The 16,518-nt window shown below is 58.3% G+C and carries 18 protein-coding genes and 2 riboswitches; of the genes, 7 read left to right on the plus strand and 11 right to left on the minus strand.

Features of this window, described 5'->3' with window-relative positions:
* Positions 1-6: 6 nt before the first annotated feature.
* From trmB to miaB, 8 genes are all read right to left on the minus strand, one after another.
* Positions 7-720, minus strand: coding sequence for a tRNA (guanine(46)-N(7))-methyltransferase TrmB (trmB, locus tag ACXAH8_RS11845; protein WP_170377694.1), 714 nt, complete (start codon positions 718-720; stop codon positions 7-9).
* Between the two features lie 108 nt (positions 721-828).
* Entirely contained in the window at positions 829-2,010 is a 1,182-nt protein-coding gene (metK, locus tag ACXAH8_RS11850) for a methionine adenosyltransferase (protein WP_475218646.1), read from the minus strand.
* 5 nt (positions 2,011-2,015) lie between these two features.
* Positions 2,016-2,064, minus strand: a riboswitch (SAM-SAH riboswitch).
* A gap of 41 nt (positions 2,065-2,105) precedes the next feature.
* Positions 2,106-3,611: an apolipoprotein N-acyltransferase gene (gene lnt / locus ACXAH8_RS11855; RefSeq protein WP_475218648.1), complete on the minus strand. Its 1,506-nt coding sequence runs from the start codon at positions 3,609-3,611 to the stop codon at positions 2,106-2,108.
* Positions 3,608-4,489, minus strand: a complete 882-nt coding sequence (locus tag ACXAH8_RS11860) for a hemolysin family protein (RefSeq protein ID WP_170640489.1) — start codon at positions 4,487-4,489, stop codon at positions 3,608-3,610. Before ACXAH8_RS11860 ends, lnt begins: the two co-directional genes overlap by 4 nt.
* A 36-nt stretch (positions 4,490-4,525) precedes the next feature.
* Positions 4,526-5,020, minus strand: coding sequence for an rRNA maturation RNase YbeY (gene ybeY, locus ACXAH8_RS11865; protein WP_475218651.1), 495 nt, complete (start codon positions 5,018-5,020; stop codon positions 4,526-4,528).
* Between the two features lie 34 nt (positions 5,021-5,054).
* Positions 5,055-6,077, minus strand: coding sequence for a PhoH family protein (locus tag ACXAH8_RS11870; RefSeq protein WP_170472113.1), 1,023 nt, complete (start codon positions 6,075-6,077; stop codon positions 5,055-5,057).
* A gap of 122 nt (positions 6,078-6,199) precedes the next feature.
* The gene (locus tag ACXAH8_RS11875) at positions 6,200-6,952 is read right to left on the minus strand and encodes an outer membrane protein (RefSeq protein ID WP_475218655.1); all 753 of its coding nucleotides are present in this window, start codon (positions 6,950-6,952) and stop codon (positions 6,200-6,202) included.
* A gap of 170 nt (positions 6,953-7,122) precedes the next feature.
* A complete protein-coding gene (miaB, locus tag ACXAH8_RS11880) occupies positions 7,123-8,445 on the minus strand; it encodes a tRNA (N6-isopentenyl adenosine(37)-C2)-methylthiotransferase MiaB (protein ID WP_170472116.1) in 1,323 nt (440 codons plus the stop codon).
* 121 nt (positions 8,446-8,566) lie between these two features.
* Between miaB and ACXAH8_RS11885 the strand changes: the two genes are divergently transcribed.
* On the plus strand, positions 8,567-9,430 hold the full coding sequence (locus ACXAH8_RS11885) for a hypothetical protein (RefSeq protein ID WP_475218659.1): 864 nt from the start codon (positions 8,567-8,569) through the stop codon (positions 9,428-9,430).
* A gap of 64 nt (positions 9,431-9,494) precedes the next feature.
* Here ACXAH8_RS11885 and ACXAH8_RS11890 read toward each other — a convergent pair whose 3' ends face one another.
* Positions 9,495-10,292 (minus strand): phytanoyl-CoA dioxygenase family protein, encoded by a 798-nt coding sequence (locus tag ACXAH8_RS11890; protein ID WP_475218661.1) that lies wholly within the window; start codon positions 10,290-10,292, stop codon positions 9,495-9,497.
* A gap of 83 nt (positions 10,293-10,375) precedes the next feature.
* On the opposite strand from ACXAH8_RS11890, the gene ACXAH8_RS11895 reads away from it, so the two are divergent.
* The gene (locus tag ACXAH8_RS11895; RefSeq protein ID WP_475218664.1) at positions 10,376-11,299 is read left to right on the plus strand and encodes a LysR family transcriptional regulator; all 924 of its coding nucleotides are present in this window, start codon (positions 10,376-10,378) and stop codon (positions 11,297-11,299) included.
* Here ACXAH8_RS11895 and irrA read toward each other — a convergent pair.
* Positions 11,268-11,693: an iron response transcriptional regulator IrrA gene (gene irrA, locus ACXAH8_RS11900; protein ID WP_170378119.1), complete on the minus strand. Its 426-nt coding sequence runs from the start codon at positions 11,691-11,693 to the stop codon at positions 11,268-11,270. The two genes, ACXAH8_RS11895 and irrA, sit on opposite strands and share 32 nt — an antisense overlap.
* A gap of 187 nt (positions 11,694-11,880) precedes the next feature.
* Here irrA and fabA point away from each other — a divergent pair, with 187 nt between their 5' ends.
* From fabA to ACXAH8_RS11920, 4 genes are read left to right on the plus strand one after another with little or no spacing between them, the layout of a single operon-like run.
* Complete coding sequence (gene fabA, locus ACXAH8_RS11905) at positions 11,881-12,390, plus strand: bifunctional 3-hydroxydecanoyl-ACP dehydratase/trans-2-decenoyl-ACP isomerase (RefSeq protein WP_475218667.1); 510 nt, start codon at positions 11,881-11,883, stop codon at positions 12,388-12,390.
* A 47-nt stretch (positions 12,391-12,437) separates the two neighbouring features.
* Positions 12,438-13,667, plus strand: coding sequence for a beta-ketoacyl-ACP synthase I (fabB, locus tag ACXAH8_RS11910; protein ID WP_475218669.1), 1,230 nt, complete (start codon positions 12,438-12,440; stop codon positions 13,665-13,667).
* A 5-nt stretch (positions 13,668-13,672) separates the two neighbouring features.
* Entirely contained in the window at positions 13,673-14,464 is a 792-nt protein-coding gene (locus ACXAH8_RS11915; RefSeq protein ID WP_170377661.1) for an enoyl-ACP reductase FabI, read from the plus strand.
* Positions 14,465-14,523: 59 nt separating this feature from the next.
* Positions 14,524-14,703, plus strand: coding sequence for a hypothetical protein (locus ACXAH8_RS11920; RefSeq protein ID WP_475218671.1), 180 nt, complete (start codon positions 14,524-14,526; stop codon positions 14,701-14,703).
* Between the two features lie 12 nt (positions 14,704-14,715).
* Here ACXAH8_RS11920 and ACXAH8_RS11925 read toward each other — a convergent pair whose 3' ends face one another.
* Complete coding sequence (locus ACXAH8_RS11925; protein ID WP_475218673.1) at positions 14,716-15,144, minus strand: FKBP-type peptidyl-prolyl cis-trans isomerase; 429 nt, start codon at positions 15,142-15,144, stop codon at positions 14,716-14,718.
* Positions 15,145-15,402: 258 nt separating this feature from the next.
* Positions 15,403-15,603, plus strand: a riboswitch (cobalamin riboswitch).
* Between the two features lie 128 nt (positions 15,604-15,731).
* On the opposite strand from ACXAH8_RS11925, the gene ACXAH8_RS11930 reads away from it, so the two are divergent.
* Positions 15,732-16,517 (plus strand): DUF4198 domain-containing protein, encoded by a 786-nt coding sequence (locus ACXAH8_RS11930; RefSeq protein ID WP_475218675.1) that lies wholly within the window; start codon positions 15,732-15,734, stop codon positions 16,515-16,517.
* Position 16,518: the final 1 nt, after the last annotated feature.

The following is a 16,518-nucleotide window of genomic DNA, read 5'->3' on the forward strand; positions in this document are numbered from 1 at the left end:
AACGGATCAGGCGTCTGTCCGGCGGAAGGTCAGATAGTGCGGTGTCCGCCCTTCCCGCAGGGCCTTTTGCTCATAGCGGGTCGAGATCCAGTCGTCCCAAGGCTCGCGCCAATCGACAGGGCGTTCAGCCAACCACTCGAAACCAGCGCGGGGTACTTCCTCAAGCGTCTGGCGCACGTAGTCAGGAATGTCGGTGGCAACACGGAAGATCGAGCCGGGCTTCAGGACACGCGCCAGAGGCTCCAGATGTTCGGGCGTCACGAAGCGGCGGCGGTGGTGGCGCGTTTTGGGCCACGGATCTGGGTAGAGCAGGAAGGCGCGTGAAATGCTGGCCTCGGGTAGCACATCGAACAGGTCGCGCGCATCACCGGGATGCACCGCGAGGTTTTCGACCCCTGCCTGACGGATCTTGCCGAGCAGCATGGCGACACCGTTGATGTATGGCTCGGCCCCGATGATTCCGATATCGGGGTTGTTTGCGGCCTGATGCACCAGATGTTCACCACCGCCAAAGCCAACCTCAAGCCAGACATCCTTCCCGCCAAACAACGCGTCGAGGTCCAGCGGGTGGCGTTCGGGGTTCGTCTCCCAATCAACAGCGCCAGGCGATAGGGCATCGAGGTCTTCGTTCAGATACGTCTTCTGGCTTTGCTTCAGGGTTTTGCCTTTGAAGCGACCATAGAAGTTTCTGCGGGGGCGTTGGGGTGTCTGGTTGCTCATGGCGGTGCCATTACTGTGGCGCGCGCTGTGTGGCAAGGGGCTGACCACAGGAGTATCTCGAAAAAGAGAAAGGGCGCATCCTGCGAGACGCGCCCCTTTTGTCTTGGATCAGACTGCCGCTTTCAGGGCTTCGATGAGATCAGTGCGTTCCCAACTGAAACCGCCATCGGCTGCGGGTTCACGGCCGAAATGACCGTAAGCTGCGGTGCGCTGGTAGATCGGCTTGTTCAGTTGCAGATGCTCACGAATGCCGCGCGGGGTCAGATCCATGACCTGACCAACGGCTTTTTCGATCACCGCGTCTGCGATCTGACCGGTTCCATGGGTATCGGCATAGATCGACAGCGGTTTGGAAACGCCAATCGCATAGCTCAACTGGATGGTGCAGCGTTCTGCCATACCGGCAGCAACCACGTTCTTGGCCAGATAGCGCGCGGCATAGGCCGCCGAGCGATCCACCTTGGTCGGGTCTTTGCCCGAGAACGCCCCACCACCATGAGGGGCTGCGCCGCCATAGGTGTCGACGATGATCTTGCGACCGGTCAGGCCTGCGTCCCCGTCCGGGCCGCCGATCACAAACTTGCCGGTCGGATTCACGTGCCATTCGGTATCGGCGCTCAACCACCCTTCGGGCAGGGTCTCAGTGATGTAAGGCTCGACGATCGCGCGAATGTCGTCTGAGGTCAGCGCCTCATCCAGGTGCTGCGTGGACAGAACGATCGAGCTGACACCAACCGGCTTGCCATCGCGGTAAACAACGGACAGCTGCGATTTCGCGTCCGGGCCCAAAGCAGGCTCGGTGCCGTTTTTACGCACTTCGGCCAGACGACGCAGGATCGCGTGCGAATACTGGATCGGGGCTGGCATCAGCGCAGGTGTTTCCGTGGTGGCATAGCCAAACATTATGCCTTGATCGCCCGCACCCTCATCCTTATCACCCGAGGCATCAACGCCTTGAGCGATATGAGCGGACTGTTCATGCAGCAGGTTCGTCACTTCGACTGTTTCGTGGTGAAACTTGTCCTGCTCGTAGCCGATATCCTTGATACAGGCGCGCGCGATCTCGTCGATGCGGCCCATATAGTCGTGCAGCTTTTCCTGATCAGACAGACCTACTTCGCCACCGATGACGACCCGATCGGTCGTAGCAAAGGTTTCGCACGCCACGCGCGCTTCGGGTTCTTCATTCAGAAATGCGTCGAGTACGGCGTCCGAAATCCGGTCACAGACTTTATCCGGGTGCCCTTCGGAAACCGATTCCGAAGTAAAGGTGTAGTTCTGTCGGGACATAAATGTGCTCCATTGAAGTTCCTCTGCCACGCCAGGAAGCCGTTGTGACAGGCACCAAGGGCATACGCGCCTTGCGAAATGGCGTCAATCGGAAACTAGGTGCTGCGCGGCCGCGGCATGCGCCACAACAACACGGCCAACAAGAGCGAGACCAAGAACACGGGCAGGTCCCCAATGCGGGAATAGACGGTTGGCGCAAGAGGCAGCGGCAGATCAGCGTCTACGAACCCCGCCTGCCCCAAAGGAAGCGATGCGGTAATCCGACCCAAAGGATCGATCATCCCCGAAATGCCGGTGTTGGCGGACCGCATAAGTGGCAGCCCCTGCTCAATCGCCCGCATCTGGGCCTGGGCAAGATGCTGGTAAGGGCCGGAACGGGTTCCGAACCATGCATCATTGGTAATCTGCAAGATGAAATCGGCCCGTTCCGGCGCGCCGTTGACGTCTTGGGGAAAGACGGCCTCGTAACAGATCAGCGGCAGGGCTTTACCCAGCTTGCCCGCCTGCATCACCGCAGGCCCTGGCCCAGAACTGAACCCATGACCAGCCGTTGTGGCCATGCCGTGAATACCGAACCGGGCCATCAGGTTTCCGAACGGTACATATTCGCCAAACGGGGCCAGATGGTGCTTGTCATAAAGGCCCGTCTGCTGCCCGTTCTCATCGAGATAGATCATGGAGTTGTAGATGCGCGGGCCGTCCCCTCGCTGAATGCCCAGAATAACCGGAACGCCCTGAGCCGCGTCCGTGGCGGCCTCAAGATAAGGATCGGCGCTGCTGAGCCACGCCGGAATTGCAGTCTCGGGCCAGACGATCAGGTCGGGACGTGGCTGTGCCGCGGTGAATTCGATCTGCCGAGCGAAGAAAAGGGGCGCATATGCAGGATCCCATTTCTGATGCTGAGGCGCATTCGGCTGGATCAGTCGGACAGTGTTTTCACCATACTCTATGGTCGGCCTGCTGGAGGCGTAGACCATGGCAAGAGCGGCGGCACCGGCGAACCCAACGACCGGAACCAAAAGCGAGCGGAGAGCCACAGGTTGCGACATCGCCACCCCAAGCGGAAACGTCACTGCGAAGGTCAGCGCAGCCAGCCCATACGGACCAACCAAAGACAAAAGTTGCGCAACCGGTGTGTCGACCCAGACCTGCGCAACCCCGGCCCAGGGGAAGCCGGTCAGAAGATAGCCACGCCCAAACTCAGCCAGCGACATTGTAAGGGCCAGCAACACAGCCTGTCGTACAGCCGGAGCATCAACCCGCCGCGCCGCCCAGAATGCCGCCGCCCAGAACAAAGCCAAGCCGCCAGCCATGAAGGCCAGCGCAAACGGAGCCATCCACGCATGGCGCTCGGCGTCCACTTGGAAAGGCTCGATGATCCAACTCAGCGCATGGGCGAAGTAGCCGGTGGCAAAGGCCCAGCCCAACCACGCGGCCCGCGCGCGGGTTTCACAGGCGAGAAAGAACGCGGGAATTAGGGTCAGCGCAATCAGCGTCAGCGGCCAGTAGCCAAACGGCGACAAGCCATAAGCGCCCAGCGCCCCCAAGGCAGCTGCGGCACCAAGTCTAAGCCAGAAAGGCCAACCCCGGACAGGGATCATGCAGCGACGTCCGGCAACATGACGCGCAGACGCTTGATGCGGCGCGGGTCGGCATCGATCACCTCGAACTCCGGGCCTTCGGGATGCAGTACAACCTCACCCCGCGCCGGAACACGACCCGACAGCATGAAGACTAGACCGCCCAGAGTTTCGATCTCTTCCTCGTCCACATCCTCGTGGCTGGTCAGAGAACGTCCGATCTCGGCCTCAAAATCCTCAAGCGGAACGCGGGCCTGAACGACGTAACAACCCGGCTTTTCCTGCAGCCAAAGCTGATCTTCATGCGCGTCATGCTCATCGGCGATTTCGCCGACGACCTGCTCAATCAGGTCTTCGATGGTTAACAATCCGTCAACGCCGCCATATTCATCGATCACCAACGCCATGTGACGGCGTTCGGTCTGCATCTTGGTCAGCAAAACACCGATAGGCATCGAGGGCGGCACAAACAGCAGCGTGCGCAGCATCGAGGTCAGGTCGAACTCGGCTCCGCCACCATTGAACCCATGGGTTAGAGCAAAATCCTTGAGGTGGACAAAACCCAGCGGCGTATCCAGCGTACCTTCATACACGGGTATCCGCGACAGGCCGCTTTCGCGAAAGACCTGAGCCAGTTCATCCTTGGAAATCGTTGAGGGAACCGAGACGATTTCAACGGTCGGAATGGCGACATCCTCAACCCGCTTGCGACGCAGGTTAACCATGCCGCGATGTTGATTGTCGGCTATTTCATGCCCGTTGACCGGAGCGCTTTGCTCCTCTTCGGCCCCTGAGATGGCATCCATAATCCGCGAAAAGAAACCGCTTTTCTCTTCAATGTCCAAATTCTCAGACTGCGCGCTTTGCGCCGCCCTAGAACTGCCGTCTGTATCGCCCATTGTCCTCTTCCAATTGATCGGGTGAAATAACCCGCTTCACCTATTATATGGGTCATTGATACCCAGTTTGCCAAGTATCTTGACCTCAATCCCTTCCATCAAGGTCGCATCGGGGTCACGAATGTGATCATACCCCAGCAAATGCAACGTTCCGTGAACGATCAGATGAGTCACGTGATCAGACATGGATTTGCCCGCCTCAGCAGCCTCGCGCGCGCAGGTGTCGTATGAGATCGCGATATCCCCAAGCGCGATTTCGCCTGTGAAATCGGGTTCCGGCAGTTCGGGCGTTTCACCCGCAACTTCCGCTGCGAGGTCTTCGGCGGGCCAGCTCAGAACGTTCGTCGGTGTCGGCTTTTCCCGGAACTCTGCGTTCAGTTCGGCAATTCTGGTGTCATCGCAGGCCAGCAGGCTGACCTCACACAAATCCGGATCCAGCCCGCAATGGTGCAGAACCGCTTCAACCGCGCGCGAAGACAGAGGCTCCAGCCCCTGCCAGCGGTCGTCTTCCACGGTGAGTTCAAGATTCATCCTGTCGCCTCAAAGCCTGATGTTAGGCCTTGAGTTATCCTGTCTCGCGCCCTGAATCGGCCTCATACGCTTCGATGATTGCGGCGACAAGCGGGTGCCGCACCACATCTTTCGAAGTAAAGTAGTTGAAGCTGATATTCGGGATCGTTTTCAGCAGGCGTTCAGCATCCGCCAGTCCGGATTGAACCCCACGCGGCAAATCGACCTGAGACCGATCGCCCGTGATGACCATGCGGCTGCCCTCGCCCAGACGGGTCAGGAACATCTTCATTTGCATGGTCGTCGCGTTCTGCGCCTCGTCCAAAACCACAAAAGCATTGGCCAACGTCCGCCCTCGCATGAACGCCAGCGGAGCGATCTCGATTCGCTTTTCCTCGATCAGTTTGGCGAGCTGTTTTCCGGGCAAAAAGTCGTTCAGCGCGTCATAAAGTGGCTGCATGTACGGATCGACCTTGTCCTTCATATCGCCGGGCAGATAGCCCAGCTTTTCCCCGGCCTCGACCGCGGGACGGCTGAGTATGATGCGGTCCACATGGCCGCCGATGAACATCGACACGCCAACAGCAACGGCAAGATACGTCTTGCCCGTACCCGCCGGGCCGATTCCAAAGGCCAGCTCATTCTGGAACAACGACTGCACGTAGGCTTTTTGCGCGTCTGTACGAGGTTCGACCAGCTTTTTGCGGGTCTTGATCTCAACGGTGCCGCCCTTGAACATCTCAAGCTGGTCGCCGTCCCGACTGCCAGTCCCCTGTTCCGAGCCTCCCATGCGCAACTCTCGATCCACATCGGCGGCTTCAACATCGCGCCCGCCTTCCAGACGGGTGTAGAGGGCCTGCAAAACCTCGATGGCGTTTTTTTGCGAATCCTCTTCGCCCATCACCACCAACTGATTGCCGCGGCGCACAATCTGGACCGAGAGCTTCTGTTCGATCTCGGTCAGGTTGCGGTCATATTCGCCACATAAATCAATCAACAAGCGGTTGTCGGGGAATTCTACAAATGCCTCGCGCTGGGGCATCTCATCTTGCGGTGGGGTAAGGGCACCGATGGCCAATCCGTTCTCCTGTCTTGGCGTTTCACCTTGAGCGTAGACAAGAACTCGGACCAGGTGCAAGCCACAGTTTCAAAAATTCGCTCGGCGATGACAAAAGCGCCGATCGGGCGCTTTGCCCCGGTTTAGAACTTGTAGTTCAAACCGAACCTCAGACCGCGATAGTTCGGTGTGGATTTTGTCGAAAAACCCGAAGAGAATTCAATATCCTTGGAATCGAACTGGACATATTCAAACTCACCTGTGATCGACCAGTCTTCCGTCAGATAATGTTCCGCACCAATGCTGAGCGAGAACCCGTTGCGGCGATCCGAAGTTTCAAATGACTGTGTGCCAGTGGTGGACGAAATACTGTTTGTGGTCTCTACGTCACCCCAAAGGTAACCGACACTGACGAAATAAAGGATTCGCCCGCTGCGGTTGGTTAGGCCATTCCGAAACCGCAAGGTGACAATATCCGAGACTTCTGACCCGCCCTGAACCGTCTCAGTGCCGACTACGGTGGATACACTGTCGTCCAGCGATCCGAAATCATATCCCAGCTCAAACCCATATACATAGTCACGACCGCCCCGAGCCGGCAGGACACCGCGCCAGCCGCCACGCACGCCGCCATAGGTTCCGCTGATGTCCTGATCCCCGATTGCAAAAGTATCGGTTGGCGTGGTCAGGCCGAACCGGTCATCGCCCCCACCGCCATACCCAGCCGTCAAACCAAGATAAAAAGCACTGACATCGTCGCTGAAGCGCTTGTTACTGATCACCTCGGGATCAGATATGTCCCCTGTTTGATCACTCGCCCACGTCGCGCTGGCCCCAAAAGCCACCAAAGTTGCGACCGACACAGACCAGAGACCTCTGCACTTCAGAACTACCACTCAATACCCTCCATCGACGCCACTTTCGTGATCGGAAAAAACAAACCTTCCGCACGCGGTCGAGGCCCATCAGAAAACTTGGCTCCTCTCGGAGCATAGTTCCAATTCATAAATCAAGGGTAAATTTTAGATATATTCGTACTCACACGACGTGCCCGCAAAGAACCACCTTATTGCAACAGTTCCCCGGCCAAAGAGTTCGCGCCAGACTTCACGATACGCACTTTCCGCAGGTCTCCCACGTTCAGGTCAGACCCAACCACGTGCACCGAGTGCAGATAGTCTGATTTTCCAACCATTTGCCCTTCGAGCCGCCCGGGTTTCTCGAACAGAACGCCGACAGTGCGACCGACCATGGAATCCTGAATTTCGCGTTGATGCTTGGTGATCAGAGCTTGCAAGCGTTGTAAGCGGTCATCCGCCGCCGCCGGATCAACCTGGGCGCGTTCCGCCGCCGGAGTCCCCGGACGAGTCGAGTACTTGAACGAGTAGGCATAGCCGTATTTGACCTGCTCAACCAAATCCAAAGTCGCCTGGAAATCCTCTTCGGTTTCTTCCGGGAAACCGACAATGAAATCCCCCGACATCACGATATCCGGCCGGGCAGCGCGGATACGTTCGATCAGGCGCAAATAGCTGTCCGCCGTGTGGCTTCGGTTCATCCGCTTGAGAATCCTGTCCGATCCCGCCTGCACCGGCAAGTGGAGGTAGGGCATCAGTTTTTCACAGGTGCCATGCGCTTCGATCAGATCATCTGCCATGTCATTGGGATGCGAGGTGGTAAAGCGGATACGCTCCAGCCCGTCGACCTTGTTCAATTCCCAGATAAGCCCAGCCAGCGTCATGTCTCCATTGGGGCCGGCACCGTGATAGGCGTTGACGTTCTGGCCCAGCAGAGTGATCTCGCGCACGCCGCGTTCGACCAGATCCTGCGCTTCACGAATGATGCGGTCGGCCGGGCGGCTGACCTCGGCCCCGCGGGTATATGGCACAACGCAGAAAGCGCAGAACTTGTCGCAACCCTCCTGTACCGTCAAAAACGCCGTTGGGCCGCGTTTGGCTTTGGGGCGGTTCTTAAGCTTTTCGAACTTGTCCTCTTCGGGGAAATCCGTGTCCAGAGCTTTGGCACCTTCACGAGTCTTGGCCTCCATCTCCGGCAAACGGTGATAGCTTTGTGGTCCGACCACCAGATCGACCAGAGGCTGACGGCGCATGATCTCTTCACCCTCGGCCTGCGCAACACAGCCCGCCACCCCGATCTTGAGGTCGGGCTTTTCCGCCTTCAAACCCTTAAACCGGCCAAGTTCGGAATAAACCTTTTCGGCGGCCTTTTCTCGAATATGGCAGGTGTTCAGCAGGATCATGTCTGCATCGTCCGGCGACTTGGTCTCGACATACCCCTGCCCGCCCAAGGCCTCCGCCATACGCTCGCTGTCATAGACATTCATCTGACAGCCATAGGTCTTGATAAAAAGCTTTTTGGGTTCAGACATGGATCGGGCCTTTGCAGTCGCTGGATCGGCGTCATCTATATGCTTCGAACGCCGCTTGCAATGCCGGCGCAATTACCCGAATTTGGCGAAACTTTCCAGCAAGACGCGAATGAAAACGGCGATGCAGTACGAATCCCTCGACAGCTTTCTGAATTCAGGCCAATCCGCCCTGTCCAAAGGCCCCGTAGCCCTGATTTTCGCCGAAGACGAGACCGAGGTCGAAAGCACGCTGCACCACCATCTAGGCCTCGGCTTCAAGTCCGTTGTGGCCTTCATGCCCGTTGAGTTCACCCTTAGCGAGGACCTGTCCGCGCGGATACATCGCGTGACGTTCAAATGCGCGCCCCGGACCGTGGTGTTCGACGCGATCAACCGCATCACGAAAGCCGCACCCAGCGTCTGGATGTACTACTGCTACAACGCTGAATACCTGTTCTACCCTTTCTGTGAAACGCGCAGCGTAGGGGAATTGCTGGCCTTCCACACCGAGGAACGCCGCAACGCAATGCTGTGCCACGTGATCGACCTCTATGCCGGTGATTTGACCCAGTTCCCGAACGGCGTAGCCCCTGACCAGGCCATGCTGGACAGCACCGGTTACTATGCCCACACCCGCCACGATCCAACGGGCCGCCCTATCGAGCGCCAATTGGACATGTCCGGCGGCCTGCGCTGGCGGTTCGAAGATCACATCCCCTATGAACGCCGCCGTATTGACAGAATCGCTTTGTTCAAGACCCGTAAAGACCTAATCCTGCAGCCCGACCACACGTTCAGCGAGGCCGAATACAACACCTATGCCTGCCCATGGCACCACAATCTGACGGCTGCGATCTGCTCATTCCGGGCGGCAAAAGCTCTGAAAAGCAACGCCGGTTCAGCCTTCGACATCTCGAGCTTCAGCTGGCACAATTCCGTCTCGTTCGAATGGACATCGCGCCAATTGCTCGATCTGGGATTGATCGAGCCCGGCCAGTGGTTCTGATCCGCTCTTCATCTGGCTGAAAATATCCCGGGGGAGGCGCCGCAGGCGGCGGGGGCAGAGCCCCCTATCGCTGCAGCAGCATCGGGAACCAGTCTTCCCGCAAACGCTGACCGGGCGTCATGTCATGCCCCGGAAACGGAGGCGACGTGCGGCCCGGACGCTCGACATAGCGCGCATCATCCCCAACCAGCCGTAATGAAAACGCCCGGCGACGACTGTCCGAGTGATTCCCCCGCGCCCCATGCAGGGTGCGGTAGTTGAACGCAACCGCATCGCCGGGCTCCATTTCGAACTCGACCACTTTCATCCCTTCCGCATCCGGATCGGGGACCGGAATGTATTGGCCTTCATCAGCAAAGAACCCCTCTTCGCTGACCCAGCGGGTCGGCAGCACCTCTTTCCCCCACCTGTGTGATCCCGCAACACAGCGCAGGGTGGCTTGCTTCACCGGATCCAAGGGCGACCAGAAGCTGATGGTCTGCTGCCCTTCGACAAAGTAATATGGCCCGTCCTGATGCCAGGGCGTCGCCATCGAGGTGCCCGGCTCTTTCACCAGTACATGGTCGTGAAACATCTGCACGGTTTTCGACTGCATCAGGTCCGCCGCGACCTCAGCTGCCGGAGAGGTCTCGATCACCTCGCGGAACTGCGGGATACGGGTCCAGTTGCAGTAATCATCAAAGAACAGCCCGGTCTGCCCCTCTTTCTTGTTGTCCGAGGCATAGGGTCCCGGCTCGGTCATATTGGCGGCAACCCCGTCGCGCAACGCGTCCACGTGATCGGCAAAAAGCCCTTTGATCAGGACAACCCCGTCTTCCTGGTAGGTGTCGATCATGTCCTGAGAAACAAGAGGGTGTGGCATGGCGTTCTCCTTGTGCTTGACTCGTTTAAAGGGCAACAAAGCCATCTGTTCAAATCATATCTTTCGAAGTAATAATTAACGTGATGTTATATATCTCGCTGCGCCAATACGAATATGTCTGCGCCATCGGCCGCCATGGCAGCTTGTCTGCCGCAGCCCACGCGCTGAACGTATCGCAACCTGCCTTATCGACAGCCCTGACGCGGGTTGAGTCGCTTCTGGGATATCCGCTGTTCATGCGTCGACGAGGGGCGGCGATGACCACGACCCCACAGGGGCGCCTTTTCATCGAACAGGCAGAAAAGCTGTTGCACTCTGCCGCGCAGATCGAAAATCCGACAGACGCACCGCACGGGTCTTCGCACCTGCGGTTGGGCTGTTTCATTGACCTGGCGCCGTTTCATCTGGCCTCTGCCTTGCGCAGTTTGCAAACAGCCCTGCCCAATGTGACCGTCACTTATCAGGTAGACAGTTTCGAGGGCTTGCTGGACGGTCTGATCAACGGTCAGACGGATATCGCGATCACGTATGAACTTGGGATGGATGCAGGGTTTACCCGGCAAGAGCTGTTCGACAGTGTCCCGCACGCCTTGCTCCCACCGGATCACACGCTTGCTTCTGCCCACAGTGTGACTTTGGCCACTCTGGAACAGGAACCCCTGATCCTGTCAAAAGAGGGGCTGTCCGCGCAGCACGTCCTGAACCTATTTCGGCGCAAGGGCCTGAACCCAACGGTCGCCCATAGAGCCGCTACGCTTGAGATTCAGCGCAGCATCGCGGCGCATGGGGAGGGAATTGCGATCAGCTATGCCAGCCCAAACAATTCGATGAGTTACGACAATCGAACGCTAACCCGCCTGCCAATCTTAGACAAGGATGCTGCCGAACCTGTCGTCTTGGCGCGCCACGGAACCGGCCCCGTCGAAACCACATTGGCCTCAGCGGAACGTGTCCTGTTTGATGCGCTGTCCGAAACTAGACCTGAGGTTTCTTGCGAAGACGGATAACCACGTCGACCGAGGCGATCTCGACCCCTTCCGGCGCCTGCGGGAGGCGCTGGATCACCAACTCTTCGGAGGGAGCATCGCTCAGCCGACTTTCGTCTTCCCAATAGAAATGCGGGTGATCATGGGTGTTGGTGTCAAAGTAGCTTTTCGACCCATCCACCGTGATCTCTTGCAGCACGCCCGCATCGCAGAAAGCGCGCAGCGTATTGTAGACGGTCGCAAGCGACACGGCGTCGCCCTTTGTCTTGGCAGAGTCAAACAGGCTTTCCGCCGTGACATGCCGGTGACGACCATCGCCCACAAGCAACTCGGCCAGCGCAACACGCTGTCGCGTCGGGCGCAATCCGGCGCTCTCCAACCAGTCTGTAGCTATCTTACGGCTCTGAGGTGTCATGAATCCGATACTCATTTTTGCTGCTTATATATATAGGGGCGCAGGGATGCCAATTTCAAATGAAATTCATTCGCAAAGACCGCTAGGTCGCAACATCATCCGGCCACTGCTCTTGCAGGACCTTGCATACGGGTGCTAGGTGAGGCCAAATGTAATGAACGGACCCAAGGCAGAAGAGGCGGCAAGAATGGCCCAATTCCCAAGCAGTTTTGACAAAGAGGATCTGCTGAAATGCGCGCGAGGCGAACTTTTTGGCCCCGGCAATGCGCAATTGCCTGCCCCTCCGATGCTGATGATGGACCGGATCACCGATGTTTCGGGTGACGGAGGCGCACATGGCAAAGGCCATGTTGTCGCAGAATTCGACATCACGCCTGATCTTTGGTTCTTTGACTGCCATTTCCCCGGCAACCCTATCATGCCGGGCTGCTTGGGTCTGGATGGCCTATGGCAGCTGACGGGATTCAACATGGGCTGGCGTGGCTGGCAGGGGCGTGGCTATGCGTTGGGCGTGGGCGAAGTCAAACTTACCGGCATGGTCCGCCCGGACCGTAAGATGCTGACCTATTATGTTGATTTTACCAAAGCCGTACAAACACGCCGTCTGACCATGGGCGTCGCGGATGGCCGTGTCGAAGCGGATGGTGAAGTGATTTACCAAGTCAAAGATATGAAGGTTGCACTGTCCGAAAGCTGACGCCAGCGGACATTACGCCAACAAGAACGGAACACAGGAGAACGCATATGCGTCGCGTCGTCGTCACCGGTTTGGGGATCGTCTCCTCGATCGGGAACAATGCCGAAGAGGTTCTCGCCTCGCTTAAAGCAGGTAAATCCGGCATCGAGGCCAATGAGCAGATGGTCGAACATGGCTTTCGCAGCCAGATCGCCGGGTCGCTCAAGATCGACGTGTCCGAACACGTTGATAAACGCACCCTGCGCTTCATGGGGCCGGGTGCGGCCTACGCACACATCGCGATGGGACAGGCGATTGCCGATTCCGGGCTGTCCGAGGAACAGGTCATCAATCCGCGCACCGGACTGGTTGCCGGGTCCGGCGGACCGTCCACCAGCGCGATGCTGACCGCGCATCAGACGGTGCTGAAGAACGGCGCCACCAAGCGGATCGGGCCTTTTGCCGTGCCGAAATGCATGTGTTCCACGATTTCCGCGAACCTTGCCACTGCCTACAAGATCAAGGGTATCAACTACTCGATCACCTCGGCGTGCTCGACTTCGCTGCATTGCATCGGCAACGCGGCGGAACAGATCATGCTGGGCAAGCAGGACGTGATGTTCGCGGGTGGCGGCGAGGAGCTGGACTGGACCCTGTCCTGCCTGTTCGACGCAATGGGCGCGATGTCGTCGAAGTATAACGACACTCCGCAGAAAGCCTCGCGTGCGTTCGATCAGGACCGCGACGGCTTCGTGATTTCGGGTGGCGGCGGCATTGTCGTGCTTGAGGATCTGGACCATGCGCTGGCGCGCGGTGCCAAGATCTACGCCGAGGTGACCGGCTACGCCGCAACCTCGGACGGTCATGACATGGTGGCCCCATCCGGCGAAGGCGGTGAGCGCGCGATGCGCCTAGCGCTGTCGACCCTGCCCGAAGGCCGCAAGGTTGGCTACATCAACGCGCACGGCACCTCGACCCCGGTTGGGGACGTGGGCGAGGTTGAAGCCGTGCGTCGCATCTTCGGCGAAGGTCAGGTACCTCCGATCTCATCCACCAAGTCGATGACCGGGCACGCACAGGGCGCGGCTGGCGCGCTTGAGGCGATCTTCTGCCTGCTCATGCTGGACAATGATTTCATAACTCCGTCGATCAATGTCGACACACTAGCCGAAGGCATCCAGCCCGGTGAAATTGCAACTCAAGTGGTTGAAAATGCAGGTTTGGATTCGGTCATGACCAACAGCTTCGGCTTTGGTGGCACGAACGGATCCATGATCCTGTCAAAGTATAACGGGTGAACGAGATGTCGGAAGTTCTAAAAGGGAAACGCGGCCTGATCATGGGTGTCGCCAATGACCGGTCGATTGCCTGGGGTATCTCGAAAGCGATGCATGAAGCAGGGGCTGAGCTGGCTTTCACCTATCAGGGCGACGCGTTCGGGAAGCGTCTGCAGCCATTAGCGGAAAGCCTCGGCAGCGACTTCATGGTGGATGCGGATGTCACCGATGACGCCTCGCTGGATCGCGCTTTTGGCGAGTTGGGCGAACGCTGGCCCACCATCGACTTTGTCGTCCACGCGATTGCCTATTCGGACAAGAACGAGCTGACAGGCCGGTTTCTGAACACCACAAGGGCCAATTTCAAGCACTCGATGGATGTGTCGGCCTACTCGTTCATCGAGGTCGCCCGCCGCGCCTATCCGCTGATGAAGGACAATGGCGGCTCGCTGCTGACACTGACCTATCAGGGCTCGAATCGTGTGGTTCCGAACTACAACGTGATGGGCGTTGCCAAGGCCGCGCTGGAATCGGCGACACGCTATCTTGCCAACGATCTCGGCCCAGAGGGCATCCGCGTGAACGCGATTTCGCCCGGTCCGATGAAGACCCTGGCTGGGGCTGCAATCGGCGGCGCGCGCAAGACGTACAAGTTCTGCGACCAGAATGCACCGATGCGCTCGAACGCTACGCTGGAGGCCGTCGGCGGCACAGCGGTTTACCTGACCTCGGACGCGGGGGCTTGCACCTCGGGTGAGATCATCCGGGTGGATGGCGGTTTCCACGTGCTTGGAATGCCACAGCCGGATTTCATGTGACCATATCTTTCCCAGACGCCGCCAAGATTTGACCATCTTTCGGCGTCAGGGATATGGGCATGAGCAAAACCGACCAGATCCTTGCCAGCAATACGCGTGGCACCCAGACCAAACGGAAAACGGGGTTCCTGAGCCCCCGCGCCCGTGTTCTGCTTTTGACGCTGACCACATTGCTGGTCTTGTTCGTGTTCCTCACGCAACCGCAGGTCCGCGCAGCGCTTGACGGGCTTTGGGGCTAATCCCCCAACCCTTCAGTTCACTGAGACAACCTCGATATCGAAAATCAGGTCCTGACCAGCCAGCGGGTGATTGGCGTCCAGCGTCACCGTGGCCTCGTTCGCTTCGACAACCGTAACAGGCAGCGCCTGACCGTCGGGGGTCTGCATCTGCAACTGGGTTCCAGGCTCTAGCGGGATGTCATCCGGAATACCCTCACGCGGGATGTCCTGCCGCATCGCCGGGTTGATCGGGCCATAAGCGTCGACACAGGCAATCTCGACCCGTTTCTTGTCGCCAACCGCCAGTCCTGGCATGGCACTGTCGAGGCCGGGAATGATCTGGCCCGAACCGACAACGAATTCCAGCGGATCGCGCCCGTCCGAGCTGTCAAAGACGGTGTCGTCCAGCAGCGTGCCGGTATAGTGGATGCGAACTGTGTCGCCTTGTTTGATCTCAGACATTGGGCCTCCGGGGCTTGTGGGGAATAGGGCGCCGAACACAAGCGCGCTACGCCGGAGTCTGACGCCGCGCAGGATGCATCCATCTGATTCTGATGTCCAGATTGCGTTGTAAACGCGCGCATTCTCTGGTCGTCGCTTGCAAGCACGTCTTCGCTAAAAACGATACCCGGTTGGCAGAACAAGAACACCCGATCCTATCGACAGGATGTTATCGCTAAGGGTTGAAATAGAGATTGACCGGTAATGGGAATCTCTGTCATCAGCATCCTTATGTCCGGTTCCGGGTTCGCCGGAGAAAAGGGAATGCGGTGCGGGGAATTCTGATCCACCCAATGCCGCAACTGCCCCCGCAACTGTAGGCGGTGAGCAGGGCTGACACGCCACTGGGTTCCACCCGGGAAGGCCAGCCCCATGCTTTGACCCGCAAGTCAGGAGACCTGCCGGATATACACCCTCGGAAGGGGTGTGTCACCGATGCCGGGGTGTGCATTGGGCCAATGCCCTCTTTTCGGGCAAATGGTCTCGTTCACCTCGATATCAAGCAAGAAACGTGCCGGGGTTGGCACGAAGGACGAAGGAAAGACCTTGTGAAGAAACTGTTTTGCACGGCTGCTGCTGCGCTGGCGATTCCAGCGATGGCGCACGCACATTTTCTGCTGGAATACACCACGGACACGCTGATCGAGGCACCGGGCGACGTGCCGGTCAAGTTGATCTTCTGGCACCCGTTTGAAAACGGCCATGTCATGGATCTGGAAAAGCCGCAGGAATTCTATGTGATCCACAACGGCGAAAAGACCGACCTGCTGGACACGCTGGAACCCATCCGCTTTTCGAGCCCAGAGAACGAAGGTGCGGCCTTCCAGGGATCTGTTCCGGTCAAGCGTTCGGGCGACTACGTAATGGTCACTGTGCCTCAGCCCTACTACGAAGAGGCCGAGGATATTTATATCCAGCAGATCACCAAGGCGTTCCTGAACCGCAACGAACTGCCGACCGATTGGATGAACCCTGCAGGTCTGGCGACTGAGATCGTACCGCTGAACAAGCCCTACAACATCATCGCAGGCTCGACCTTCACCGGTCAGGTTCTGGCAAATGGCGAACCGGTTGCCGGCGCTGAGATCGAGATCGAATATATGGCCGCCAAACCCAGTTTCGACAGCCAAGCCTCGTCCGATCCCACTGTTTCGCCGATGCCGGGTGGTGCTGTTGTCGCCCTTTCCGACGCGAATGGCTATTTCTCCTTCGGTGTCCCGAAAGCTGGTTACTGGGGCTTTGCCGCCCTGGGCGCTGGTCCTGAAACCGAACATGAAGGCAAAGAGCTGAGCCAGGACGCGGTGATCTGGATCCGCGCCTGGGACATGGAGTAAC

It is taken from the genome of Ruegeria sp. ABV3_008, from assembly GCF_056161185.1.